Source organism: Streptomyces sp. NPDC107471 (assembly GCF_055582845.1).
The window spans coordinates 189,696-215,649 of sequence record NZ_JBVJPC010000005.1 but is presented as its reverse complement, the minus strand read 5'-3'; the positions used below and the strand labels follow the sequence as shown (position 1 = coordinate 215,649).

At 68.5% G+C, this 25,954-nt stretch carries 19 protein-coding genes; 9 read left to right on the top strand and 10 right to left on the bottom strand.

Annotation, left to right across the window (positions count from 1 at the left end; all coding sequences use genetic code 11):
• Position 1: 1 nt before the first annotated feature.
• The 3 genes from ACZ66S_RS18440 to ACZ66S_RS18430 form a co-directional block, all read right to left on the bottom strand.
• The gene (locus ACZ66S_RS18440; RefSeq protein WP_469902568.1) at positions 2 to 1,714 is read right to left on the bottom strand and encodes a protein kinase family protein; all 1,713 of its coding nucleotides are present in this window, start codon (positions 1,712 to 1,714) and stop codon (positions 2 to 4) included.
• Between the two features lie 119 nt (positions 1,715 to 1,833).
• Positions 1,834 to 4,098, bottom strand: coding sequence for a murein biosynthesis integral membrane protein MurJ (murJ, locus tag ACZ66S_RS18435; RefSeq protein ID WP_469902567.1), 2,265 nt, complete (start codon positions 4,096 to 4,098; stop codon positions 1,834 to 1,836).
• Between the two features lie 44 nt (positions 4,099 to 4,142).
• A complete protein-coding gene (locus ACZ66S_RS18430) occupies positions 4,143 to 6,512 on the bottom strand; it encodes a DUF6049 family protein (protein WP_469902566.1) in 2,370 nt (789 codons plus the stop codon).
• Positions 6,513 to 6,769: 257 nt separating this feature from the next.
• On the opposite strand from ACZ66S_RS18430, the gene ACZ66S_RS18425 reads away from it, so the two are divergent.
• Positions 6,770 to 8,212: a CCA tRNA nucleotidyltransferase gene (locus ACZ66S_RS18425; protein ID WP_469902565.1), complete on the top strand. Its 1,443-nt coding sequence runs from the start codon at positions 6,770 to 6,772 to the stop codon at positions 8,210 to 8,212.
• An 83-nt stretch (positions 8,213 to 8,295) separates the two neighbouring features.
• Here ACZ66S_RS18425 and ACZ66S_RS18420 read toward each other — a convergent pair whose 3' ends face one another.
• From ACZ66S_RS18420 to ACZ66S_RS18410, 3 genes are all read right to left on the bottom strand, one after another.
• Entirely contained in the window at positions 8,296 to 9,570 is a 1,275-nt protein-coding gene (locus tag ACZ66S_RS18420) for an MFS transporter (protein WP_469902564.1), read from the bottom strand.
• An 87-nt stretch (positions 9,571 to 9,657) separates the two neighbouring features.
• A complete protein-coding gene (locus ACZ66S_RS18415) occupies positions 9,658 to 10,740 on the bottom strand; it encodes an inositol-3-phosphate synthase (protein ID WP_469902563.1) in 1,083 nt (360 codons plus the stop codon).
• 44 nt (positions 10,741 to 10,784) lie between these two features.
• Positions 10,785 to 11,465, bottom strand: coding sequence for a PadR family transcriptional regulator (locus ACZ66S_RS18410; protein ID WP_469902562.1), 681 nt, complete (start codon positions 11,463 to 11,465; stop codon positions 10,785 to 10,787).
• A gap of 351 nt (positions 11,466 to 11,816) precedes the next feature.
• Here ACZ66S_RS18410 and ACZ66S_RS18405 point away from each other — a divergent pair, with 351 nt between their 5' ends.
• Positions 11,817 to 14,504 (top strand): transglycosylase domain-containing protein, encoded by a 2,688-nt coding sequence (locus tag ACZ66S_RS18405; protein WP_469902561.1) that lies wholly within the window; start codon positions 11,817 to 11,819, stop codon positions 14,502 to 14,504.
• Between the two features lie 108 nt (positions 14,505 to 14,612).
• Positions 14,613 to 16,112, top strand: a complete 1,500-nt coding sequence (locus ACZ66S_RS18400; protein ID WP_469902560.1) for a glycosyltransferase family 87 protein — start codon at positions 14,613 to 14,615, stop codon at positions 16,110 to 16,112.
• Positions 16,113 to 16,215: 103 nt separating this feature from the next.
• Here ACZ66S_RS18400 and ACZ66S_RS18395 read toward each other — a convergent pair whose 3' ends face one another.
• The 3 genes from ACZ66S_RS18395 to ACZ66S_RS18385 all read right to left on the bottom strand — a co-directional run bounded on the left by ACZ66S_RS18395 (position 16,216) and on the right by ACZ66S_RS18385 (position 18,937).
• Complete coding sequence (locus tag ACZ66S_RS18395) at positions 16,216 to 17,247, bottom strand: alanine racemase (RefSeq protein WP_469902559.1); 1,032 nt, start codon at positions 17,245 to 17,247, stop codon at positions 16,216 to 16,218.
• 74 nt (positions 17,248 to 17,321) lie between these two features.
• Positions 17,322 to 18,443 (bottom strand): peptidoglycan bridge formation glycyltransferase FemX, encoded by a 1,122-nt coding sequence (femX, locus tag ACZ66S_RS18390; protein WP_020134135.1) that lies wholly within the window; start codon positions 18,441 to 18,443, stop codon positions 17,322 to 17,324.
• Positions 18,444 to 18,622: 179 nt separating this feature from the next.
• Positions 18,623 to 18,937, bottom strand: coding sequence for a hypothetical protein (locus ACZ66S_RS18385; RefSeq protein WP_359427080.1), 315 nt, complete (start codon positions 18,935 to 18,937; stop codon positions 18,623 to 18,625).
• 263 nt (positions 18,938 to 19,200) lie between these two features.
• Here ACZ66S_RS18385 and rpsF point away from each other — a divergent pair, with 263 nt between their 5' ends.
• The 4 genes from rpsF (at position 19,201) to rplI (ending at position 20,937) form a co-directional block, all read left to right on the top strand.
• On the top strand, positions 19,201 to 19,491 hold the full coding sequence (gene rpsF, locus ACZ66S_RS18380) for a 30S ribosomal protein S6 (protein ID WP_007383258.1): 291 nt from the start codon (positions 19,201 to 19,203) through the stop codon (positions 19,489 to 19,491).
• Positions 19,492 to 19,569: 78 nt separating this feature from the next.
• Positions 19,570 to 20,178: a single-stranded DNA-binding protein gene (locus ACZ66S_RS18375; RefSeq protein WP_469902558.1), complete on the top strand. Its 609-nt coding sequence runs from the start codon at positions 19,570 to 19,572 to the stop codon at positions 20,176 to 20,178.
• Between the two features lie 57 nt (positions 20,179 to 20,235).
• The gene (rpsR, locus tag ACZ66S_RS18370; RefSeq protein ID WP_003949403.1) at positions 20,236 to 20,472 is read left to right on the top strand and encodes a 30S ribosomal protein S18; all 237 of its coding nucleotides are present in this window, start codon (positions 20,236 to 20,238) and stop codon (positions 20,470 to 20,472) included.
• A gap of 18 nt (positions 20,473 to 20,490) precedes the next feature.
• The gene (gene rplI, locus ACZ66S_RS18365; protein ID WP_020134131.1) at positions 20,491 to 20,937 is read left to right on the top strand and encodes a 50S ribosomal protein L9; all 447 of its coding nucleotides are present in this window, start codon (positions 20,491 to 20,493) and stop codon (positions 20,935 to 20,937) included.
• 141 nt (positions 20,938 to 21,078) lie between these two features.
• On the opposite strand, the gene ACZ66S_RS18360 is transcribed toward rplI, so the two are convergent.
• Positions 21,079 to 22,416, bottom strand: a complete 1,338-nt coding sequence (locus tag ACZ66S_RS18360) for an MATE family efflux transporter (protein WP_469902557.1) — start codon at positions 22,414 to 22,416, stop codon at positions 21,079 to 21,081.
• Positions 22,417 to 22,875: 459 nt separating this feature from the next.
• Here ACZ66S_RS18360 and dnaB point away from each other — a divergent pair, with 459 nt between their 5' ends.
• Both dnaB and ACZ66S_RS18350 read left to right on the top strand, forming a co-directional pair.
• The gene (dnaB, locus tag ACZ66S_RS18355; RefSeq protein ID WP_469902556.1) at positions 22,876 to 24,354 is read left to right on the top strand and encodes a replicative DNA helicase; all 1,479 of its coding nucleotides are present in this window, start codon (positions 22,876 to 22,878) and stop codon (positions 24,352 to 24,354) included.
• Between the two features lie 103 nt (positions 24,355 to 24,457).
• Positions 24,458 to 25,843: a serine hydrolase domain-containing protein gene (locus ACZ66S_RS18350; RefSeq protein ID WP_469902555.1), complete on the top strand. Its 1,386-nt coding sequence runs from the start codon at positions 24,458 to 24,460 to the stop codon at positions 25,841 to 25,843.
• Positions 25,844 to 25,954: the final 111 nt, after the last annotated feature.

The window sequence follows — 25,954 nt, the reverse complement described above, 5'->3', positions numbered from 1 at the left end:
CTCAGCCGGTGAACTTCACGTTGGTGATGGCCTGCTTGTAGCCGGGGTCGCTGTAGTTCGCGGAGTCGGCTCCGGAGTAAGGGAGCGCGGTGAGCCACACCAGGACGTACCGCGACTTCACCGGCTTGCCGACCTTCACCGTGGCCGTGGTGCCGTTCGTCGTGGCCGAACCGATCTTGTCCAGCGAGTCCAGCGAGGACGGCGTGAGCGAGTCGGAGGCGTACAGCTCGGCCGTGGTGTGGTTGCCGCCGTACCGGAGCGACAGCGTGGCGGCCGACACCTCCTGAGCGGAACCGAGGTCGTAGACGATGCCGACGCCGGGCTTGATCACTATCTTCGGACCGTCCTTGTAACTGCTGGTCCGCCATCCCGTCGTCATGCTGCTGTCGTACGTGAGCTTCACGTCGGCGGGGTGCTGTGCGTCGCCCTCGGCCACGTACTCCTGGGCGTTCTCGATGCTGAGGGTCTTCGTCGGCTTAGGCGCGGTGCTGTTCTTGTCGCCGTCGTCGTTCGTCTGCGTCTGGTTCTCGTCCGACGTGCCGCCCCGGTCCATCAGGGCGTCCGCGAGCTGCCAACTGCCGAGGCCCAGCGCGGCGATGAGGAGGGCCGAGACCGCCCACTTCAGGGCCCGGCCGGTACGGCTCTGCAGCGGCGGGGGCGGAGGCACCACGGGCTGGGTGACACCGGGCGGCGCCGGACGGCCGTAGGTGCCCTGCTGGTACGTCGTGCGCTGGTACTCGGGCGGGGCCGTGAACGCCGGCTCCGGGGGGCGGATGCGGGGCATCTCCCCGATCGCCTTGACCAGTTCCTCGGGTGTGGTGCACGCCGACTCGTGGCGGGAGGCGGTCGCCCCGTCGTTGGCGAGGGCCCGCATGGCGAGCTCGGACAGTCCGCGGTGGACACCCGCCCGCACCTGGTCGGGGGCGATGAGGCCCACGTCCTTGGGCAGGCCGGCCAGACCGTAGGCGTCGCTCTCGTACGGCCACCGCTGGGTGAGCGCCGCGTACAGGAGCGCGCCGATCGCCTCGGTGTCCGTGCGCTGCGGACTCTCCGAACTGGCGCCCCGCAGCGCGGCGTTCACGGCGAGGCCGCGGATGCGCCACTGCCCGCTCGACGTGCGCAGGACCGCGTTGGGGTTCAGCCGCAGGTGCGCGAGGCCCTCGCGGTGGGCCGCTGCCATGGCGGACGCCACCTGACTGACCATCTGGTAGGCGTCGTACACCTCCAGCGGGCCCGGGGCGAGGAGGGTGGTGAGCTCGGTCGCGTCGGGCAGCCATTCGTGGACGACGTAGACGAGGTCGTTCTCCTCGACGGCGTCCAGGACCTGGACGAAGCGCGGGTCACCCAGCAGCGCGGAGGAACGGGCCGCGGCCAGGACGGAGCGCGCCCGCGCATGGTCGGCGGGCAGGATGTGCACGCCGACGGCCCGACGGAGTTTCTCGTCCACGGCACGCCAACTGCTGAACCCGTCCAACCGGGTGACGCACTCCTCGAGACGGTAGCGTCTGGCGAGTTTGTGGCCGCTGTGCAGCTCCGGCGGTGACGCCTTGCCAGGACTCTCGGTCCCGCCACTCCCCTGTGCCTCGACGTCTTCCGTGTCCCGCTCCCGGTTCTTGGCCACGCCGTCGGCCGTGGACTGGTCCGCCTTGGCGGTCAGCGGTTGGTCACCGCTGGTGTCTGCCACGTCGACGGCAGCCGTGCTCCGTTCCGCCACCGTCGTTCCCTGCCTCCCCATTCATTGCGCGCCGTGCGACGCAGAATCCAATTGTGCCCACAGTCCGCCGCTATGCACGACACACGGTGGCGGTCGATGGTTGTGCGCGTACCCCTGCCTCAGCGCCCCAGACGCCCCCGGACCATGCCGACCAACGAGTTCAGCTCCTCGATGCGCATCTTGCGGGCGGCGACGAAGAAGACCCCGAGCAGAACCGCTCCGCCCACGATCAGCGCGGCGAACGAACCGACGACTCCCTGGCCGAGCGAGTGACCGATGCCGTAGCAGGCCGCTCCGCTGAGCAGGGCCGCCGGGACGGAGGCGATGCAGAGGCGGGCGTAGGTGCGCAGGACGCGGTTGCCGTCCAGGTCGCCACCGAGGCGCTTGCGCAGCCGGTTCCAAGCGACACCGACACCGATCGCGTACGCGAGACCGTACGAGGCGGCCATGCCGACCACGGCCCAGCGGGGCGGCAGCACGGCGTAACAGGCGGCGGAGGCCGCGGCGTTGACGGCGGCCACGATGACGGTGTTGTAGAAGGGCGTCCGGGTGTCCTCGTAGGCGTAGAAGGCGCGCAGGACGACGTACTGGACCGAATAGGGGATCAGGCCGAGGCCGAAGGCCATCAGCATGTAGCCCATGTTCGTGGCGGCGCCGGTGCTGGAGGCCCCGAAGATCAGCGTGCACATCGGGATGCCGAGCGACAGGAAGCCGAAGGCGATGGGCACGATGGCGACCGCGGTGGTGCGCAGGCCCTGCGAGATGTCGTCGCGGACCGCGCCGGCGTCGTCCTCCGCGGCCGAGCGGGAGATGCGCGGCAGCAGCGCGGCCATCAGCGAGACGGTGATGATGGCCTGCGGAAGGCCCCAGATGAGCTGGGCGTTGGCGTAGGCGCTGAAGCCGGTGCCGGGGATCTTGGTGTCGGCGACGGCCGCGGTGGCGAGCTGGGTGACGACCAGGGCGCCCGCCTGGTTGGCGAGGACGAACAGGATCGTCCACTTCGCGAGCATCGCGGCCTTGCCGAGGCCGTGGCCCTTCCAGTCGAAGCGCAGGCGCAGCCGGAACCCGGTCTCGCGCAGGTACGGGATCATCGCGAGGGCCTGCACCACGAGGCCGAGCAGGATGCCCACGCCGAGCAGCCGCTGGCCCTCCGCCGGGATGTTCGTGACGCTCATGCCGGAGCGCCCGGCGGTGCCGTAGACCCACAGGAACATCGCGAGCGTGACGATGATGACGATGTTGTTGAGGACCGGAGTCCACATCATCGCGCCGAACTTGCCGCGCGCGTTGAGGATCTGCCCCATCACCACGTGGATGCCCATGAAGAAGATGGAGGGCAGGAAGTAGCGGGTGAAGGTGATGGCGACGTCGTTGGCCGCGGGGTTGGTCGCCACGGGGTTCGACAGCGCCCGCACCAGGAGCGGTGCCGCGAACATGGTGAGCGCGGTGAGCAGGGCGAGAGCCACCATCACGAGCGTCAGCAGGCGGTTGGCGAAGGCCTCGCCGCCGTCGTCGTCCTCCTTCATGGCGCGAACGAGCTGCGGCACGAAGACGGAGTTCAGGCCGCCGCCGACGGTGAGGATGTAGATCATGGTCGGTAGCTGGTAGGCCACCTGGAAGGAGTCGCCCAGGAAGGCGGTGCCGAGCGCCGAGACGATGAGTGCCGAACGGATGAAGCCGGTCAGGCGCGAGACCATCGTGCCGGCCGCCATCACGGCGCTCGACTTCAGCAGGCCGGTCGCCTTGCCGCCCTTCTTCGCGGGGGCGGCGGGAGCCTCGGGGGCCGCCGCGGCCGCGACCGGCGCGGTCCCCAGGTTCATGGTCTCGTCGGCCGACGGCGCGGGCGCCGCGGGAACCTGGAACTGCTGGGCCGGCCCGCCCGGCCCCGGTACCGACGGGGGGTCCGTCGGCCGGCCGCCACGCTGCTGCTGGTCGCGGAACAGGTGGGCGAACGCGTCCGGTTCGTGGCGTTCCTCGCCGGCCTCGCTCACCAGGTCGTCGACCCCCACGAACTGCGTGGTGCGGGGGTTGTCGCCGTACGGCAGGTACTGCGTCGGCCCCTCCGGCTCGGGAGCCGGGGTCTGCGCCCACACGTGCGGGTCCGGGGCGTAGGGAGACTGCGGCGGCTGGGAGTAGAGCGGCTGCTGCGGCTGATAGGTGCCGGGCGGCGGCGGGGGATGCGCGGCGCGGTCGTAGAGGGCCTCCGCGACCGGGTCCTGGGCGTGCAGGTCCTGCGCCCGGTAGGGGTCCTGCTCGTAGGCGTCCTGGAGGTACATGTCCGCGGGAGCCTGCGGCGGCACCTGGCCGTGCTCGGGCGGCGGCCCCTCGGGGCGACCCGAGTTGTCCGCGCCCTGACCGCGATCACCGTCGTACGGCGCGTTCATGGTTACCCCACCTCATCGTCCCGGGCCCACCGGCCACGACATCCTCAACGGTCCACTCTCTCACCCGTGCCGGACGGGTCGGCGCTTTCCGCTTCGGTGTCCGCCGTCAGGTCACTCGGCTGCTCCGGGTCGTCCGCACGGGGTCCGGTGCCGGACTCCTCCTTGAGACGGTCCTCGGAGCCATCCGGGTTCTCCGGACCGTCCACGGCTTCACCCGCCTCGTCGTCCGGGCCCTGCGGCCCGGCCCCGCGGGCCGCTGCTCGCTTGCGCTGGGTGTACATCCGGAATCCTGCCAGCACCAGCAGCAGGACACCGCCACCGATGACGAGCATCACCGTAGCCGTGAACTCGGTGACCTTCACGTCGAACCTCACGGGCTCGCCGTACGGCTGGCCGTCCTCCGTGTACAACTGGGCGATCACCGAGGCCTTGCCGTTGGCGTTGGCCGTCGTGGTGAACTTCACCGTCTGGCTGTGGCCGCCGGAGACCTCGACCTGCTGCTCGTAGTAGGAGGAGCCGCCGATCTCGAGCCTGTTCGGGCTCAGCGAGGTCAGCCGCAGCCGCAGGTGCTCCACTCCCTGCACCAGGTTGTTCTGGACCGTCACCGGGATCGTGGCGCTGCGTCCGGAGAGCTTGGTCTCCGACTTGTCGATCAGGCTCACCTGGGAGATCAGTTCGTCGAGGTAGGCCTCGACGTCCGCGCGGAAGCCGCTCGCCTCGGAGGCGCGGCCCCGCCACGACGTGGACATCTCGCGGTTCATGGCCCGTCCGAACGGGGTCACGACGCGGGACTGGTCGGAGAGGATCACCTTGAAGTTGTCGAGCTTGTTCTGCGTGCTCGCGATCTGCTGGAAGGCCCACTTCGGCAGTTCCTGCTTGCGCAGCGAGGCGGGGTAGGCGGACGCGGAGGGCACCTTGGTGGTGGCCTCGGGGTCGGGCTTGGCCGCGGCGGCCGCCGTGAGCTTCTGGGACTGCGACCAGTTGCCGCCCTGCAGCGCGGTGATCGCCTCGGCCATGGCGTCCGCCTGGGCGGCTGTGGGCGTGCGCTGCGGGGCGACGACGATGCTGCGCTGCTTGTCCGTCTGGAGGTCGAGAGCGAGGCTCTGGGCGAGGAACTGCTGGACGGCGAGTGTGGCGGACGAGGCCTTCGTCAGATCGCCCTGGAAGGCCGTGGACAGCCGCGCGTCCGCGACGACCGCAGTGGTGCCGCCGCCGATGGGACGGGCCGCGGAAGGCGTGTACGACAGTCCGGCGGTCTCCTGGAGGCTGTCGCTGCGGGCGATCACCTTGTCGGCACCGGCTGAGGTGGCGACCTTGACGATCGACGGGTCCACCGCGCCGTTCACGGGCCAGGCGAAGTCGGTGCTCGGTGTCACGTGGAGCACGGTCCGCACCGTGGTGGCCGCGACGTCGGTGGCCTCGTCGAGATGGCTGAGCGAGCCGGTGACGCTCGTCCCGTTGTGAGCCAGGGAGGCGAGGTCGGGATCGGCGAAGGGGAGCGCGACGACCTCCTTGTCCTCCACCGCTGTCTGGAGCTTGGCCAGCCACTGCTTGGCGAGTGCCTGGTGGGTGCCGGCGATGGTGGTGTCGCCCTCGCCCTGGATCCGGTAGCTGCGGGTCATCGCGTCCACGGACGCCAGCAGGTCCGGATCGATCACCCACGTGACGTCCAGGTTCTCGCCCAGCGACAGCATCTGGTCCAGCCGCCCGCCCGCCGAGATCTCCTCGGCGAGGTCGTCGTTGAGGAAGACCGGTGTCTGCTGGGCGTTCGAGCCGGTCTCCGCCGTCATGTGCACGGTGGAGATCAGCGGCCACAGGAACGTCGTCTTCGTCTTCGTGTCCACCTCGTCGGACTGCCAGGGCAGGAAAGTCCGCTGGATGCCCAGTGGGTGGTCCCACGACTGGGCCGCGGTCCTGCCGGACACCGCGACGGCGAACTGGTAGACGCCGGCGTCACCGAGGTCCAATTCGTCGACCGGGACGGAGATGGTGAAGGGCTGGGCCACCCCGGGGGTCAGCTTGGCGAACTTCGCCTCGTACTTCGCGCCGACCTCGGAGCCCGTGTCGCCCTGGAACGAGTCCGCGTCCCCGCTGACCCTGTCGATCGACGAGCGGGTGTTCAGCTCCGGACCCACCTGCAAGCCGACATGGGCGCCCGACACGGCCTGCTTGCCGGTGGCGGTCACCGTCCCCGACACGGTGAGGGTGTCACCCTCCGTAGGCGCGCTCGGGCTGAGCGTGTCGATTGCGACGGAAACCGATCCGGAGCTGTCGGCGGCCTCGGCGGGCGCGGGGGCGGAGAGCTGGCACAGACCGGCCAGCAGAGGGGCCCCCGCGAGCAGGGCCCCGGTGCGCCGCAGCCAGCGGCGGGCAGGTGAGGGACTCGTCCCCTGGAAGTCTGCCGCCTCGGCCACGCGCTCGCCCGTCCCTCGTCGTCGTCAGTGGTCGTCGGAATGTGCGTCCACGCATGGTAACGATGCGCGCTGAGGGGAAGTGCCGCGGACCGCTCCACAAGATCGGGGAACCCTGCCGCACTGTCCCGAATGTGTATGTATAGAGGGGAGCACGCGCATGGGACTCCGGGGCAGACCTTGTGCAGGTCCGGATGGCGAGTCTGTGCACGTTTAATGGAGGCGCCCGGGTACGCCCGGGCCACGTACCCTCTTCTGTTGTGCCGAACGCCAACGAAGACAACCTCAGTGCCCCGAGTCAGGTGCAGGACCGCGCGGTGGACGAACCGCTCGAGGTCGCACCTGTCGCCGACGAGCTCGCCCGCCGGTTCCAGGAGGCCGGGTTCTCACTCGCCCTGGTCGGCGGTTCGGTACGGGACGCACTGCTCGGCCGGCTCGGCAACGACCTGGACTTCACGACCGACGCCCGTCCCCAGGACGTACTGAAGATCGTGCGGCCCTGGGCGGACGCCGTCTGGGAGGTCGGGATCGCCTTCGGCACCGTGGGGGCGCAGAAGGACGGCTATCAGATCGAGGTGACCACCTACCGGTCCGAGGCCTACGACCGCACCTCGCGCAAGCCCGAGGTGTCGTACGGCGACTCCATCGAGGAGGACCTCGTCCGGCGGGACTTCACCGTGAACGCGATGGCCGTCGCTCTCCCGGAGAAGAAGTTCATCGACCCGCACGGCGGTCTCGACGACCTCGCGGCGCGGGTGCTGCGGACGCCGGGTACTCCGGAGGCGTCCTTCTCGGACGACCCGCTGCGGATGATGCGGGCCGCGCGCTTCGCGGCGCAGCTCGACTTCACGGTGGCCCCCGAAGTGGTCACCGCGATGACGGAGATGTGCGGACGCCTGGAGATCGTCTCGGCCGAGCGGATCAGGGACGAGCTCAACAAACTCATCCTGTCCGGCCACCCGCGCAAGGGGCTGACGCTGCTGGTCGACACGGGCCTCGCCGAGCATGTGCTGCCGGAGCTGCTGGCCCTGCGACTGGAGAGCGACGAGCACCACCGGCACAAGGACGTGTACGAGCACACGCTGATCGTTCTGGAGCAGGCCATCGCGCTGGAGAAGGAAGGGCCGGACCTGACCCTGCGCCTGTCCGCGCTGCTTCACGACATCGGCAAGCCGCGCACCCGCCGCTTCGAGAAGGACGGCCGGGTCTCGTTCCACCACCACGAGGTGGTCGGCGCGAAGATGACCAAGAAGCGGATGACGGCTCTCAAGTACTCCAACGAGCTGGTGAAGGACGTCTCCCGGCTCGTCGAGCTCCATCTGCGGTTCCACGGGTACGGCACCGGTGAGTGGACGGACTCGGCGGTTCGCCGCTATGTCCGGGACGCGGGTCCGCTGCTCGACCGGCTCCACAAGCTGACCCGCTCGGACTGCACGACCAGGAACAAGCGCAAGGCAGCCGCGCTGTCCCGTGCCTACGACGGTCTGGAGGAGCGGATCTCCCAGCTTCAGGAGCAGGAGGAGCTGGACTCGATCAGGCCCGACCTCGACGGCAACCAGATCATGGAGATCCTCGGCGTGGCACCCGGTCCTGCCGTGGGCCGTGCGTACAAGCACATGCTGGAGCTTCGCCTGGAGAACGGGCCGATGGAGCGCGACGAAGCGGTGGCCGCCCTCAAGGAGTGGTGGGCCGCACAGGGCTGAGGCTGTGCAACGGGGTCATGTTTCACGTGAAACATGACCCGGAGCGCATCGAGGGGCGGTGTTTCACGTGAAACATCGCCCCTTCAGCGTTCTGGTGCCATCTGCCGCTGCCTCGTCATCGCCACAGCGACCGTCGCGTAGAGGACGGCGACCGTGACCACCAAGGCCGCCGAGCGACCGTCCGGCGGCAGGATCAGGGCAGCCACGGCCGCGGCGCCCACGAAAGCGATGTTGAACAGGACGTCGTAGACAGAGAAGATCCGGCCCCGGAATGCGTCGTCGACGGACGACTGCACGATCGTGTCCGTGGCGATCTTGGCGCCCTGGGTGATCAGGCCCAGCACGAACGCCGCGACGAGCATGGGGACGGTGGCGAAGGGGAGCCCGAGGGCAGGCACCAGTACCGCGGCGGTCGCCGCGCACACGACGATCCAGCACTCCGGTCCGAGTTTGCCCGCGGCCCAGGGGGTCAGGACAGCGGCAGCGAAGAACCCGGCGCCGGAAATGCCCAACGCCAGCCCCAGCAGAGCCAGCCCGTCGTCCGGGTCGGACGTCAGGGCGTACCGGCAGAGCATGAGCACCATGACGAGCAGAGCGCCGTAGCAGAACCGCATGACCGACATCGCTGCGAGCGCTCGGGCGGCCGACCGGCGAGCGGGTGCGGCCAGGTGTCGTACGCCGGCGGCCAGGTCGCGTGCGGTGCCGGTGAGAGCGTCACCGAGGCGGGGCCGGACCAACTGGCGGTCGGGGCCCAGCAGTTCCGGTGGCATGCGCAGCGCGGCGAGCGCACCGCACAGGTACAGGCCCGCTCCCAGCAGCACCACGGCCGCGTCGGAGTCGGCGACCAGCAGTCGCACCAGGAAGGCGAGGCCGCCGCCCGCCGTCGCGGCGAGGGTCCCGGCCGTCGGGGAGAGGGAGTTGGCGATCACCAGACGGTCCTCGTCCACGACCCGGGGCAGTGCGGCGGACAGGCCGGACAGGACGAAGCGGTTGACGGCGGTGACGCAGAGGGCGGAGACGTAGAAGAGCCAGTCCGGTACGTGGCTGAGCATCAGGGCGGCCGTCGCCGATGCCAGCAGGGCGCGCACGAGATTGCCGTAGAGGAAGACCTGGCGGCGGCGCCAGCGGTCCAGGAGGACGCCGGCGAAGGGGCCCACCAAGGAGTACGGGAGCAGCAGGACCGCCATCGCGGAGGCGATCGCCGTGGCCGAGGTCTGCTTCTCCGGGGAGAACACGACGTAGGCGGCGAGCGCGATCTGGTAGACGCCGTCGGCGCCCTGGGAGAGCAGGCGCACGGAGAGCAGGCGCCGGAAGTCCCGGAGGCGGAGAAGGACACGCAGATCGCGGACGACGGACATGGGGCACAGCCTCACATACGGCGAGGGTCCCCGGGCGACAAGCCCGGGGACCCTCGGCGGCCCTGGCAGGAGCGTTCTGAGTGAGCCTTAGCGCTCGACTTCACCCTTGATGAACTTCTCGACGTTCTCGCGGGCCTCGTCGTCGAAGTACTGGACCGGCGGGGACTTCATGAAGTAGCTGGAGGCCGACAGGATCGGGCCGCCGATGCCGCGGTCCTTGGCGATCTTCGCGGCGCGCAGGGCGTCGATGATGACACCGGCGGAGTTCGGGGAGTCCCAGACCTCGAGCTTGTACTCCAGGTTCAGCGGGACGTCACCGAAGGCGCGGCCCTCAAGACGGACGTACGCCCACTTGCGGTCGTCGAGCCAGGCAACGTAGTCGGACGGGCCGATGTGGACGTTCTTCTCGCCCAGGTCCCGGTCGGGGATCTGGGAGGTGACGGCCTGCGTCTTGGAGATCTTCTTGGACTCCAGGCGGTCACGCTCGAGCATGTTCTTGAAGTCCATGTTGCCGCCGACGTTGAGCTGCATCGTGCGGTCCAGGACGACGCCGCGGTCCTCGAACAGCTTCGCCATGACGCGGTGCGTGATGGTCGCGCCGACCTGGGACTTGATGTCGTCGCCGACGATCGGGACGCCCGCCTCGGTGAACTTGTCCGCCCACTCCTTGGTGCCGGCGATGAAGACCGGGAGGGCGTTGACGAAGGCGACCTTGGCGTCGATGGCGCACTGGGCGTAGAACTTCGCCGCGTCCTCGGAACCGACGGGCAGGTAGCAGACGAGGACGTCGACCTGCTTGTCCTTGAGGATCTGGACGACGTCGACCGGGGCCTCGGCGGACTCCTCGATGGTCTCGCGGTAGTACTTGCCGAGGCCGTCGAGGGTGTGGCCGCGCTGGACGGTCACGCCGGTGTTCGGCACGTCGCAGATCTTGATGGTGTTGTTCTCGGAGGCGCCGATGGCATCGGCGAGGTCGAGACCGACCTTCTTCGCGTCGACGTCGAACGCCGCGACGAACTCGATGTCACGCACGTGGTACTCGCCGAACTGGACGTGCATCAGCCCGGGCACCCTGGCCGCCGGGTCGGCGTCCTTGTAGTACTCGACTCCCTGAACCAGCGACGCAGCGCAGTTGCCCACGCCGACGACGGCTACGCGAACCGAACCCATTCCGGTTGCTCCCTGTGTGTACGAGTGAGGCCCTGGCAGGGGCCTCACGTGGCGGTGTCGCCGGGCGTATCCGGCCCGGGGGTGTCCCCGGTCCGGGGCAGGACGCCCGGCGCTCCCTCTGTGGTGTCGCGAGCGGCTTCGCCCTGGCCGGGACCTTTGCGGTCCCGGCCGGCCCGTTCGCTCTCGATGAGCTCGTTCAGCCAGCGCACTTCGCGCTCCACGGACTCCATCCCGTGGCGCTGGAGCTCAAGCGTGTAGTCGTCGAGGCGCTCCCGGGTGCGTGCCAGCGAGGCACTCATCTTCTCCAGGCGCTCCTCCAGCCGGCTGCGCCGGCCTTCGAGGACTCGCATACGGACGTCGCGTGAGGTCTGCCCGAAGAAGGCGAAACGAGCGGCGAAGTGCTCGTCCTCGTACGCGTCGGGACCCGTCTGCGAGAGCAGTTCCTCGAAGTGCTCCTTACCTTCCGCCGTCAACCGATAGACGATCTTGGCGCGACGCCCTGCGAGTGGTGCGGCGAGGGCGTCCTCGGTGGTGTTCCCCGGTTCCTCGATCAACCAGCCGTTGGCGAGCAGCGTCTTGAGGCAGGGGTAGAGCGTGCCGTAGCTGAAGGCACGGAACACGCCCAGGGATGTATTGAGACGTTTGCGCAGCTCATAGCCGTGCATCGGGGACTCGCGGAGCAGGCCGAGCACGGCGAATTCGAGGATCCCGGAACGCCGGCTCATCGTCGCCTCCTCGTCACTGTCTCGCCCCGATGTATCGACTCGATACATCAAGACGATAGAACGCCCTTCCGGAAGCGACAAGTGGGAAGACGGTGAACGGGATCACATCAGTGATTCATCGGAACCAAGTTGCCTGGTTTGGGGTGAACTTCGGGGCTCGGCGGGTTTTGACGGTGCGTAGTCTGTGCGGCATGCACACCACCGGGAACCGAGTGACGCCTGGGGGGCGTTGCTGTCCCGGTGCGGTACGGATGAATGCGCGACCGACCACATCCGTACTTCGGGGGGACCGGAAACCAGCCGCCGTTTCCAGGCGCGCAAGGGTGCGCCTGCCCGAGGAGTAGTCGTTCGATGAGCGAGCACCGTCGCAAACCGCCGCAGCCGCAGGGAGGCGGACGTGCCGCGGCCCGACGCGGCCAGTCCGGCTCGTCCTCCGGTCGCCGCGCGGCTCCGCGAGGCGCCACCGGGTCTCTTGCCGACTCCTATGGGACCAGCTCCCAGGAGTCGGCATCCCACGGTCCGGGAGGCGAGGACCGGCAGTACGGCAGCCGTGCCGAGGCCCGCCGTGCTGCCCAGAGAAGTACGGGCGGCGGTGGTCGCCGCAGAGGGGCGGAGCCTGCGCGCGGGGGCAGGCGCGGGGCGCCGGCCGGCCGGGGACGCGCGTCCGACCCGGGCAAGAAACGCTTCATCGACTACCCGCGCGCGGGCAAGTACGGCGCGGCCCGCTGGGTGCCGTCCTGGAAGCTGGTGACGGGCCTGTTCATCGGCTTCATCGGCAGCCTGGTCGCGGTCGCCGGCGTCGGGTACGCGCTCGTGAGCGTTCCGAACGTCGCGGAGACCGCGACGGCTCAGAACAACGTCTACTACTGGTCCGACGACTCCGAGATGGTCTCCACCGGTGGCGAGACCAACCGACAGATCGTCAATCTCGCGCAGATCCCGAAGGCGATGCAGTACGCCGTCGTCTCGCAGGAGAACAAGACCTTCTACACGGACAGCGGCATTGACCCCAAGGGCATCGCCCGCGCGGTGTTCAACATGGCCAGGGGCGGCAACACCCAGGGTGGTTCCACCATCACCCAGCAGTACGTCAAGAACGCGCGCCTGAACGACCAGTCCCAGACCGTCACGCGCAAGTTCAAGGAGATCTTCATCTCCATCAAGGTGGGCGCCACGGTCAACAAGGACGAGATCATGGCGGGGTACCTGAACTCCGCGTACTACGGCCGCAACGCCTACGGCATCCAGGCAGCCGCGCGAGCGTACTTCAACAAGGACGCCAAGGACCTGAATCCGGGCGAGTGCGCCTTCCTCTCGGCCATGCTCAAGGGCGCCACGTACTACGACCCGGCGGGCGCGACCTCCATCGACTCGACGCAGGCCACGCCTCAGGCCAACCAGAGGCGGGCCCTGCGGCAAATGCAGGACACCCTCAGCAAGATGGTCGAGTACGGCCACCTCAGCGCGACGGAGCGGGCGAAGTACACCACGCTGCCCAAGTGGCAGAACCCCCGGTCCAACACCCAGCTCAAGGGGCAGATCGGCTATCTGGTCGACCTCGCCAAGGCCTATCTGGTCAACAACAAGATCCTCAGTGCCGACCAGCTCCAGCAGGGCGGCTACTCGATCTACACGACCTTCGACAAGAAGAAGGTCGGGGAGCTCGAGGCAGCGGTCAAGAAGGTCCGCAAGGAGAACATCGACCCCAAGAAGCGCCCGGACAAGGACACCTACGTCCAGTTCGGCGGGGCGTCGGTGGAACCGGCGACCGGGGCGATCCGGGCCTGCTACGGCGGCGAGGACGCGACCACCCACTTCACCAACAACTGCGACTCCACCGGTGCCCAGGTCGGCTCGACGTTCAAGACGTTCGTGCTCGCCGCGGCGATGAAGTGGGGTGTGCGCGACCCGGACCTCGGCGAGAGCCAGGCACAGGACGAGCGCACGGTCGTCAACGCGAAGAGCCTGTTCAGCGGCAAGAACAACCTCAAGATCAAGAACTATGACGGCTCGATCTGGAAGAACGAGGAGGGCAAGGAGTGGCTGCAGGAGAACGACGGCAAGCAGTCCTACGGCTCTCCGCCCAAGTACCAGATCGATCTTCGTGAGGCGATGCGGGAGTCCGTGAACTCCGCCTTCGTGCAGCTCGGCATGGACGTCGGCCTGGACAAGGTGAAGGAGGCGGCCACGGACGCGGGCCTCAAGGAGAACAGCCTGGCCGGCACCAACTTCCCGTCCTTCTCCATCGGCATCTCCGATCCCAGCGCGATCCGCATGGCGGGCGCGTACGCGACCTTCGCGGCCAGCGGCAAGCAGAACGAGCCGTACTCCGTCGAGAAGGTCACGAGCAAGGACGGCGACGTCTTCACGCACAAGGCGAAGCCCGAGCAGGCCTTCGAGAAGAAGGTCGCCGACAACGTCACCGACGTCCTCAAGACCGTGGTCGACAAGGGGACGGGTACCAACGCCCAGTTGACCGGACGTGATGTGGCGGGCAAGACCGGTACCACCGACGGCAACAAGTCCGCCTGGTTCGTCGGCTACACCCCGCAGCTCTCCACGGCGATCACCATGTTCCGGCTCGACGACGACGAGACCAAGAAGAACCGCACGTTCCTCGAGATGTACGGAACGGGTGGCCAGGAGAAGATCCACGGTGCGTCGTTCCCGTCCGAGATCTGGCACGACTACATGGAGAAGGCGCTGAAGGGCCAGAAGGCGATCGACTTCCCGACGCCGGAGCCCATCGGTGAGATCGTCAACGAGGAGCCGAGCCCGACGCCCACCCCGACGCCCACCGAGACCGAGTCGCCGACCCCGACTCCGACCCCGACGCCCAGCCAGACGCTGATCTCACCGACGCCCACGGCTACCGAGACCTGCCGGTTCGACTGGCAGTGCGAGGACACGGGCGGTACGGACAACGGCGGGACCGACGGCGGTGTGACCTCGACACCCACGGCCACATCGACCGAGGGGAACGGCGGCAATACCAACGGCAACGGCAATGGGGGCCTCTTCGGCGGATCAGGCGGTTAGACGCCAAATGCCCCGTCGAGGGTGTTTCACGTGAAACATGGGCCGTCGCATCCACCAGGTGCGGCGGCCCTCGGCGTACTCCTAGCCTCGTACGGCAGGATGGGCCGCATGCCCAGTGCTGAATCGACGCCAGCGAGCGTGCACGAGTCGGACCCGGTGCGTCCGACCCAGGACGACGAGGTCTCCAGGAACGGCAGCGAGTTCATCGGTGGTCCTCTCGGGCGGCGCGCCCTGCTGGGGACCTCCTGGTGGACGCCCGTCCGGGTCATCGCGCTCGTGGCCATCGGCGTGTTCGCGCTCGGCCTGGTCCAGAAGGCGCCCTGCTACAACGGCGGCTGGTTCTTCGGAGCCGGCACCCAGTACACCCACGCGTGCTACTCGGACATCCCGCACCTCTACCAGGGACGCGGTTTCGCCGACGGACTCGTCCCGTACTTCGACAAGCTCCCCGGCGACATGCAGTACCTCGAATACCCGGTGCTGACCGGTGTGTTCATGGAGGTCGCCGCCTGGCTCACGCCCGGCAGCGGCAGCATCCAGGACCAGGAGCAGTGGTACTGGATGGTCAACGCCGGGATGCTGATGGCCTGCGCGGCCGTCATCGTCGTCTGCGTGAGCCGTACCCACGCCCGGCGCCCCTGGGACGGTCTGCTGGTCGCCCTGGCGCCCGCCTTCGCGTTGACCGCCACCATCAACTGGGACCTGCTGGCGGTCGCTCTGACGGCCTCCGCGATGCTGATGTGGGCGCGGGGTCGTTCGCTCGCCTTCGGGGTCCTCCTGGGGCTCGCCACGGCCGCCAAGCTCTATCCGGTGTTCCTGCTGGGCCCGCTGTTCGTGCTGTGCTGGCGGGCCGGCAAGTGGCGGGACTTCGGCAAGGCCCTGGGCGGAGCGGTCGTCTCCTGGCTCGTGGTGAACCTGCCGGTGATGCTCTTCGCCTTCGACGGCTGGTCGAAGTTCTACACGTTCAGCCAGGAGCGGGGCGTGGACTTCGGGTCCTTCTGGCTGATCCTGGCCCAGAACTCCACCGACCCGCTGAGCACCGACACCGTCAACACGCTCGCCACCCTGCTGGTGCTGCTGTGCTGCGCGGGCATCGCGGCGCTCGCCCTGACCGCTCCGCGCCGGCCGCGTTTCGCCCAGTTGGCGTTCCTGATCGTCGCCGCGTTCATCCTCACCAACAAGGTCTACTCACCGCAGTACGTCCTGTGGATGGTGCCGCTGGCGGTGCTGGCCCGGCCGAAGTGGCGGGACTTCCTCATCTGGCAGGCGTGCGAGGTGGCGTACTTCCTCGGGATCTGGCTGTACCTCGCGTACACGACCAGCGGAAACGCCCACAAGGGTCTGCCGACCGACGGCTACCACTGGGCCATCGGGCTGCATCTGCTGGGCACGGCCTACCTGTGCGTGATGGTCGTGCGCGACATCCTCATGCCGGAACGGGACGTGGTGCGCCGGGCCGGCGACGACGATCCCTCGGGCGGTGTGCTCGACGGCGCCGAGGACGTCTTCGTGCTCGGCCCCGCCGCCCATCCGCCCCGGCACGCGGCCCACTTCGACGGACCGGTGGAGTGGGGCAGCGACCGGGAGGCCACCGACCGTTCGCTCTGAGCGAACAGCACCCGTGCGGCGTAAGCCGGTTGGCCCGCACACCCCAAAGGCCGTACACGGGAACCCCCGTGTACGGCCTTTTCGCTGCGTCTCTCGAACCGCTCTAGCGGTCGACGATCCGGTCGAACTGGGTGGTGGTGTGCCGCAGATGGGCCACCAGCTCCTCGCCGACCTTCGGCTCCGGGGCGTCCGAGGGCACGAACAGGATGGAGACCTGCATGTGCGGCGGTTCGGCGAACCAGCGCTGCTTGCCACCCCAGACGAACGGAGAAAGGTTCCGGTTGACCGTGGCCAGGCCGGCCCGGGCGACCCCCTTGGCGCGCGGCATGACGCCGTGCAGGGCCTTCGGGGCCTCCAGACCCACCCCGTGCGACGTACCGCCCGCCACGACGACCAGGAAGCCGTCGGAGGCCGCCCTCTGCTGCCGGTAGCCGAAACGGTCCCCCTTGGAGACACGGGTGACGTCCAGGACGGCACCGCGGTACTCGGTGGAGTCGTGGTCCCCGAGCCACAACCGCGTCCCGATGCGGGCGCGGAAACGGGTCTGCGGGAACTGCTGCTGCAACCGCGCGAGGTCCTCGGCCTTGAGGTGGCTGACGAACATGGTGTGCAGCGGCAACCGGGCCGCGCGCAGCCGGTCCATCCAGCCGATGACCTCCTCGACGGCGTCCGAGCCGTCGGTGCGGTCCAGCGGAAGGTGGATCGCGAAGCCCTCGAGGCGGACGTTCTCTATGGCGGAGTGCAGTTGGGGCAGGTCCTGCTCGCTGATGCCGTGCCGCTTCATCGAGGACATCACCTCGATGACCACGCGGGCGCCCACCAGGCCGTAGACCCCGTCGATGGACGACACCGAGCGGATCACCCGGTCGGGCAGCGGAACCGGCTCCTCGCCACGACGGTACGGCGTCAGCACCAGCAGGTCGCCGCCGAACCAGTCCTTGATCCGGGCGGCCTCGTAGGTCGTGCCGACGGCGAGGACGTCCGAACCCAGCCGGGTGGCCTCCTCCGCCAGCCGCTCGTGCCCGAAGCCGTAGCCGTTGCCCTTGCAGACCGGGACGAGGCCCGGGAACTGCTCCTGCACGTGCTTGTGGTGCGCCCGCCAGCGCGCGGTGTCGACGTAGAGCGTGAGCGCCATGGCCGGACCCGGAACCTTTCTAGTGGCTGCGGTGTATCAGAGGTATGCGAGCTATTGAAGCGAAGAACGCGACGTCATCGGCGCGACATGTAGATGTCGAGGGCCTTGTGGAGCAGCTTGTTGAGCGGGAAGTCCCACTCGCCGAGGTACTCGGCGGCCTGTCCGCCCGTGCCCACCTTGAACTGGATCAGACCGAAGAGGTGGTCGGTCTCGTCCAGCGAGTCGGAGATGCCCCGCAGGTCGTAGACGGTCGCGCCGAGCGCGTAGGCGTCACGCAGCATCCGCCACTGCATCGCGTTCGAGGGCCGGACCTCACGGCCGATGTTGTCGGAGGCGCCGTAGGAGTACCAGACGTGGCCGCCGACGATCAGCATGGTCGCCGCCGACAGGTTCACACCCTCGTGCCGGGCGAAGTACAGCCGCATCCGGTTGGGGTCCTCGGTGTTGAGGGCCGTCCACATGCGCTGGAAGTACGACAGCGGGCGGGGCCGGAAGTGGTCGCGCACCGCGGTGATCTCGTAGAGCCGCTGCCATTCCTCGAGGTCCTGGTAACCGCCCTGGACGACCTCGACGCCGGCCTTCTCGGCCTTCTTGATGTTGCGGCGCCAGAGCTGGTTGAAGTTCTTGTGGACCTCTTCCAGGGAGCGGTTCGCGAGCGGCACCTGGTAGACGTAGCGGGGCTGCACGTCACCGAAGCCGGCTCCCCCGTCCTCACCCTGCTGCCAGCCCATGCGGCGCAGCTTGTCGGCGACCTCGAAGGCGCGCGGCTCGATGAAGTCGGCCTCGATGTCGCGCAGGCGCTTGACGTCGGGGTTCTGGATGCCGGCCTTGATGGAGGTGGCCTCCCAGCGCCGGATGATCACCGGCGGGCCCATCTTCACCGAGAAGGCGCCCTGGTGCTTGAGGTGCGCGAGCATCGGTTCCAGCCACTCTGTCAGATTCGGCGCGAACCAGTTGATGACCGGGCCCTCGGGCAGATAGGCGAGGTAGCGCTTGATCTTGGGGAGCTGGCGGTAGAGGACGAGACCCGCGCCGACCAGTTCGCCGGTCTTCTCGTCGAACCAGCCGAGGCTCTCGGAGCGCCATTCCGCCTTGACGTCTGCCCAGGCAGGAACCTGCATGTGGCTCGCCGAGGGCAGGCTCTGGATGTATGCCAGATGCTGCTCGCGGCTGATCGTCCTCAGGGTCAGGCTCATTCGGGGCGCTCCTCGGGCTGGTGTGTCCCCATGGGTACAGGGGCTCCGGCTCTCGCGCCGAAGCCTACTGCGCCTTGCGGGCGCCCCGACTGGGCGTACTGAAGCTGCGCCCCGGCTCATGGGCCGCCGAGGTGTTCCGCGGTGCTTTGGGTGGTGTTGTGGGGACGGTGCCCGTGGCGTCAGCTAATGACTCCGCCGAAGAGGCCGCCGTGCGCCATGCCGAGGAAGAAGCCGACCGCCGCCGCGCCCAGACCGAGGATCAGTCCGAAGCGCTCCCGGGTCGTCTCCGAGATCCACTGGCCGTAGGCGCCGGTGAGGATGCCCACCAGGCCGGCCCAGGAACTGAGCAGGTGCAGGTTGTGGAACATCGCCGATACGAAGGCCGTGATGCCGAGCACCAGAGTCACCGCGAGCAGCGTGTCCTGGAGGGGGTGGGGCTTCCCGTCCGTGGCGAAAAGGCCTCCGGCGGTGTTGGGTCGCATTGCTTGTGCCATAGGGCACCTCCTGCGGAAGGCGGCGCATCGTAGCGCCATACACACCCGATGTGTACAGAGTGACCGCGCTCGGGGCCGGATTTCAACCGGAAGCCGGTGTGCGGGTAGTCTGTAGCGTCTGCACGGTGTCTGCCCATGTCACGACCGGGACTACCGCGAGGAAGCCCCGATTGTCAGTGGCGGCCGATACCGTTGCGTACGCATCACAACCCTCCTGCCACGGAACGACCGTGGCCGTTGAGTCCAAAGGAGGTGGGTTCCACATGCGTCACTACGAGGTGATGGTCATCCTCGACCCCGATCTGGAGGAGCGCGCTGTCGCCCCCCTGATCGAGAACTTCCTCTCCGTCGTCCGTGAGGGCAACGGCAAGGTGGAGAAGGTCGACACCTGGGGCCGTCGTCGGCTCTCGTACGAGATCAAGAAGAAGCCCGAGGGCATCTACTCGGTCATCGACCTGCAGGCCGAGCCTGCGGTCGTCAAGGAGCTCGACCGCCAGCTCAACCTGAACGAGTCGGTCCTCCGGACCAAGGTCCTCCGTCCCGAGACCCACTGAGCTCACGCTCAGATGATCCCGGGATCCGAGTAGCAGCAACCAAGCAGCCAGAGCAGCAAACCCGCCGAGAGGTTCCCCATGGCAGGCGAGACCGTCATCACGGTCGTCGGCAATCTTGTCGACGACCCCGAGCTGCGCTTCACCCCTTCCGGTGCGGCGGTCGCGAAGTTCCGTGTCGCGTCCACCCCCCGCACCTTCGACCGTCAGACCAACGAGTGGAAGGACGGCGAGAGCCTGTTCCTGACCTGCTCGGTCTGGCGTCAGGCGGCGGAGAACGTCGCCGAGTCGCTCCAGCGAGGCATGCGCGTCATCGTGCAGGGCCGGCTGAAGCAGCGGTCCTACGAGGACCGTGAGGGCGTCAAGCGCACGGTCTACGAGCTGGACGTCGAGGAAGTCGGCGCCAGCCTGCGCAATGCCACGGCCAAGGTCACCAAGACTGCCGGCGGCGCCGGCCGTGGTGGCCAGGGCGGTTACGGCGGCGGCGGAGCCGGCGGCCAGGGTGGCAGCGGCTGGGGCGGTGGCTCCGGCGGCGGTCAGCAGGGCGGCGGCGGCGCTCCCGCCGACGACCCGTGGGCCACCGGCGCTCCCGCCGGTGGCAACCAGGGCGGTGGCGGTGGCGGCGGCTGGGGTGGAAACTCCGGCGGCGGCGGCGGTGGCGGCGGCTACTCGGACGAGCCCCCCTTCTAGGCCTCGGGCCGAGGGGTGGGTCGTACCCACACTTCTTGATCACACAGGAGAAACACCATGGCGAAGCCGCCTGTGCGCAAGCCTAAGAAGAAGGTCTGCGCTTTCTGCAAGGACAAGGTCACGTACGTGGACTACAAGGACACGAACATGCTGCGGAAGTTCATTTCCGACCGCGGCAAGATCCGTGCCCGCCGCGTGACCGGCAACTGCACGCAGCACCAGCGTGACGTCGCCACGGCCGTCAAGAACAGCCGTGAGATGGCGCTGCTGCCCTACACCTCCACCGCGCGATAAGGGAAGGGTGACCGACTAATGAAGATCATCCTCACCCACGAGGTCTCCGGCCTCGGTGCCGCGGGCGACGTCGTCGACGTCAAGGACGGCTACGCTCGCAACTACCTGATCCCGCGGAACTTCGCGATCCGTTGGACCAAGGGTGGCGAGAAGGACGTCGAGCAGATTCGTCGTGCTCGCAAGATCCACGAGATCCAGACCATCGAGCAGGCCAACCAGGTGAAGGCCCAGCTCGAGGGCGTCAAGGTCCGCCTGGCCGTCCGCTCCGGCGACGCCGGTCGTCTCTTCGGTTCCGTCACCCCGGCCGACATCGCTTCCGCGATCAAGGCTTCCGGTGGCCCCGAGGTCGACAAGCGCCGCATCGAGCTGGGCTCGCCGATCAAGACCCTGGGCGCCCACGAGACGTCCGTGCGTCTGCACCCCGAGGTTGCCGCCAAGGTCAACATCGAGGTCGTCGCGGCCTGACGACCCCAGTGGTTGTCTGAGCAGTGGTGAGAGGGGCCGTACCCGTCTGGGTACGGCCCCTCTTGCATGCTGTGGCGCTAGCGCCGAGCTTCCGGTGTTTCACGTGAAACGGGACGGCCCACGGTGTTTCACGTGAAACGGTCAGCGGGTGGCGCCGGTGACGAGCCAGTGGCCTGACCGGGTTCGCAGCCAGAGGGTCAGCATGCGGATCACCATCATCAGTGTCATCGCCGCCCACAAGGCGGTGAGTCCGCCGTCCAGTGCAGGCACGAGCAGGGCTATCGGGGCGAAGACGGCCAGGGTGATCACCATGGCCCAGGCGAGATAGGGACCGTCTCCCGCCCCCATCAGCACGCCGTCCAGGACGAAGACCACTCCGCAGATCGGCTGGGACAGAGCCACGATCACCAGAGCGGGCAGAGCGGCGTCCTTGACCGTGGAGTCACCGGTGAACAGCGGGAGGAACAGCGGTCGGGAGAGTACGACCAGCACGCCGAGAGCTATTCCTACCGCGATGCCCCACTCGACCATTCGGCGGCATGCCTGACGGGCGCCCTCCGTGTCCTCGGCGCCCAGGTAGCGACCGATGATGGCCTGTCCGGCGATGGCGATGGCGTCCAGTGCGAAGGCGAGCAGGCTCCACAGGGACAGGACGATCTGGTGGGCAGCGATGTCGGCGTCCCCCAGGCGGGCTGCGACGGCTGTGGCGATCATGAGGATCGCTCGCAGGGACAGCGTACGGACCAGCAGCGGGACACCGGCTTGGGCGGAGGCCCTGATGCCTGCGGCGTCAGGACGCAAGGAGGCTCCGTGCCGTCGCGCTCCGCGGACGACGACCACGAGGTAGGCGGCGGCCATGCCGCACTGGGCGATGACAGTGCCCCAGGCGGAGCCGGCGATACCGAGGTCGGCGCCGTAGACGAGGCCGACGTTGAGCGCGGCGTTGGCCACGAAGCCGGCGATGGCCACGTAGAGCGGAGTCCTGGTGTCCTGCAGTCCGCGGAGCACACCGGTCGAAGCGAGCACGACCAGCATGGCCGGGATGCCGAGGGCGGAGATCCGCAGATAGGTGGTCGCGTAGGGGGCGGCGGTGTCAGAGGCGCCGAAGAGCTCCACGATCGACGGTGCGGCCGGCAGGACGACGACGATGACAGCGGCCCCGAGGAGCAGGGCCAGCCAAATGCCGTCCATGCCTTGGCGGATGGCGGCCGGGAGATCGCCCGCTCCCACCCGCCGGGCGACGGCCGCGGTGGTGGCGTAGGCGAGGAAGACGAAGATGCTGACGGCCGTCGTGAGGAGGGCCGAGGCGATGCCGAGACCGGCGAGTTGGGCGGTGCCCAAATGGCCGACGATCGCGCTGTCGGCCAGGACGAAGAGCGGCTCGGCGACGAGCGCGCCGAAGGCCGGAACGGCGAGTGCGACGATCTCGCGGTCGTGCTGTCGCCGGGTGGCCTTGGGGGTCACGGACGCCTGTGTCATGTGCACCAATCTAATCGTCCACAGGTAAGAGATGCAATCCGCTTTGGACCCTTACTTGTGTTCATGGGGTGTGCGTCGCTGTGTACAGTTCGAACTGATCTTGCGCCGACCGGGAAAGTTTTTCTTCTGCACAGCCGGTGGACGGCGAAGATGCAGGTCGGAGCACCTCTTTCGGAAAGGTCCGGAGCTTGTTCACAGGCCTGTCCACCGGGTCGTGCACAGGTTTTGAGGAGTTCTCCACAGCATCCGGGCCGTCGTCCACATGGCCTGTGGATAACCAGATTGGCTGACGGTGCCCGCGGGCCTACCGTGGTCCGGCGCCCGCTCCGTCCGTCGGCCTGGAAACCATCACAAACCCGACGCGCCAGAACCGGAGTTGGGCGTCTCATTTGTCAGTGCCGTGCCGTAGAAATGAGAAGCACGGCGAGGTCCGCTCGGCGGACGGGAGGAGGTGGCTCGGTGAGTATTTCCGAGCCCTTGGACGACCCGTGGGCCGACAGCGGTCCCAGTGATCGTCTGCCTTCCTCGCGCCGCCGCGGCGACGGGGGCCGGGGGCGCGACGAACAGCACGAACGCGGCAGGGACACCGGCGAGTGGGACGGCGGCGGCACGGCCTTCGAGCGGGTCCCGCCCCAGGACCTGGACGCCGAGCAGTCCGTCCTCGGCGGCATGCTCCTGTCCAAGGACGCCATCGCGGACGTCGTCGAGGTCATCAAGGGCCACGACTTCTACAAGCCCGCCCACGAGACGATCTTCCAGGCGATCCTGGACGTCTACGCGAAGGGCGAGCCGGCCGACCCCATCACCATCGCCGCCGAACTCACCAAGCGCGGTGAGATCAACAAGGTCGGCGGCGCGTCGTATCTGCACACCCTCGTCCAGACCGTGCCGACGGCGGCGAACGCCGAGTACTACGCGGAGATCGTCCACGAGCGGGCGGTCCTGCGGCGCCTGGTCGAGGCGGGCACGCGCATCACCCAGATGGGATACGCGGCCGACGACGACGTGGACGAGATCGTCAACCGCGCCCAGGCCGAGATCTACGCGGTCACCGAGCAGCGCACCAGTGAGGACTACCTGCCGCTCGGCGACATCATGGAGGGCGCGCTCGACGAGATCGAGGCGATCGGCTCACGCAGCGGCGAGATGACCGGTGTGCCCACCGGCTTCACCGACCTCGACTCCCTCACCAACGGCCTGCACCCGGGTCAGATGATCGTCATCGCGGCCCGCCCCGCCATGGGAAAGTCCACGCTCGCACTGGACTTCGCCCGCGCGGCCTCCATCAAGCACAACCTGGCCAGCGTCATCTTCTCCCTCGAAATGGGGCGCAACGAGATCGCGATGCGCCTCCTGTCGGCCGAGGCGCGAGTGGCCCTGCACCACATGCGTTCGGGCACCATGACGGACGAGGACTGGACCCGTCTGGCACGCCGGATGCCCGAGGTGTCCTCCGCGCCCCTCTACATCGACGACTCCCCGAACCTGTCGATGATGGAGATCCGGGCGAAGTGCCGGCGGCTGAAACAGCGCAACGACATCAAGCTCGTGATCATCGACTACCTGCAACTGATGCAGGCCGGTGGCTCCAAGCGCTCCGAGAGCCGTCAGCAGGAGGTCTCGGACATGTCCCGTAACCTCAAGCTCCTCGCCAAGGAGCTGGAGGTCCCGGTGATCGCGCTGTCGCAGCTCAACCGTGGTCCCGAGCAACGCACGGACAAGAAGCCCATGGTGTCCGACCTGCGTGAGTCCGGCTCCATCGAGCAGGACGCCGACATGGTGATCCTCCTGCACCGTGAGGACGCCTACGAGAAGGAGTCGCCCCGCGCGGGCGAGGCGGACATCATCGTGGGCAAGCACCGTAACGGCCCGACGGCGACGATCACCGTCGCCTTCCAGGGCCACTACTCGCGCTTCGTGGATATGGCCCAGACCTGAGGTCCGTGTCACGCCGACAGCAACCGCTCGTCGGCGGGCCGACACCGCGCCCCTGGGACTAAAGAAGTCGACGCCCGCGTGCCCCAGGGGATGGACTGGGGGCATGACGACATCTCAGGAAGAGCTGCTTCCCGGCACGCGCCGGGCGCTGCTGCACCGGATCGCCGTGGCCCAGTCGGAGGGGCGGGCGCCCTCCCTGGTCGCGGCGGTGGTGCGGGGCGGACGGACCGTGTGGCACGGTGCGCGCACCTCGGTGGACGGGCACGGCCCGGACGAGAACGTGCAGTACCGCATCGGCTCGATCACCAAGACCTTCACCGCCGTCCTCGTCCTGCGACTGCGGGACGAGGGACTGCTCGACCTCGGCGACCCGCTGGAGAAGCACGTGCCCGGCACAGGTGCGGGGGAGGCCACCGTCGCCGAACTCCTCGCCCATACGGGTGGGTTGGCGGCCGAGACCCCTGCGCCCTGGTGGGAGCGTACCTCGGGCGATCTGCGTCCCGAACTCGCCGACGTACTGGGCGAGCAGCCCTTCCTGCACCCGGTGGGGCGCCTCTTCCACTACTCGAACCCCGGCTACACCCTGCTGGGTGCCCTGGTCGAGCGGCTGCGCGGCGCTCCGTGGGAGGAGGTGCTCCAGCGTGAAGTACTGGCACCACTGGGGCTTACCCGCACGACTTTCGGTCCGGAAGCGCCGCACGCGGGTGGCTGGGCGGTCCATCCATGGGCGGATGTGATGCTGCCCGAACCCTCCGAGAACCTGGGGCGGATGGCTCCTGCCGGTCAACTCTGGTCCACCACAGCGGATCTGGCGCGCTTCGCGGTCTTCCTGGCGAACGGCGACGACCGGGTGCTGTGCGCGGAGACCGTGCGCGAGATGCGCACGCCCGCGGCACCGGCCGGGGCGGCCGAGCTCGTCGACGGTGCCTCATACGGGCTCGGGTTGCAGGTCCAGCACCGTGACGGGCGGCTGCTCGTGGGGCATTCGGGCTCGCTGCCGGGTTTCCTCGCGAATCTCACGATCAGCGTGGCGGACGACGTCGCCGCGGTCGTGCTGGCCAACTGCACCTCCGGCCCGCTGCTGTCCGTCGTGGGGGCCGATCTCGTAGGGATCGTGGCCGCGGCCGAACCCCGGATTCCCGAGCCGTGGCGTCCGATGCGCGAGGCCGACTCGCCCGCACTGGAGTTGGCGGGCCAGTGGTACTGGGGAACGAACGGATTCGCCCTACGGCTCACAGCGGATGGACTCGTCTCGCTGGAGCCCCTGTCGGGCGCAGGCCGGCGCTCGAGCTTCCGGGCCAACGACGACGGCACCTGGACTGGCCTGGAGGGCTACTTCCACGGCGAGGTCCTGAAGGTCGTACGGCGGCCTGAGGGAACCGTCGACCATCTCGACCTCGGTTCGTTCGTGTTCACCCGGCAGCCGTACGACGAGGGGGCTTCCGTGCCCGGCGGAGTGGATCCTGCGGGGTGGCGAGGCATCGGTTAGGCCTCTGTCTGACATGGCGCGGGGGGGTTTTTTCCCGGGAACAACAACCCCCGCCCCGGCCCCGCTAGGAGCCCCCCCCGGGAAGGCAAAGACCCACTCTCAATCCACGCG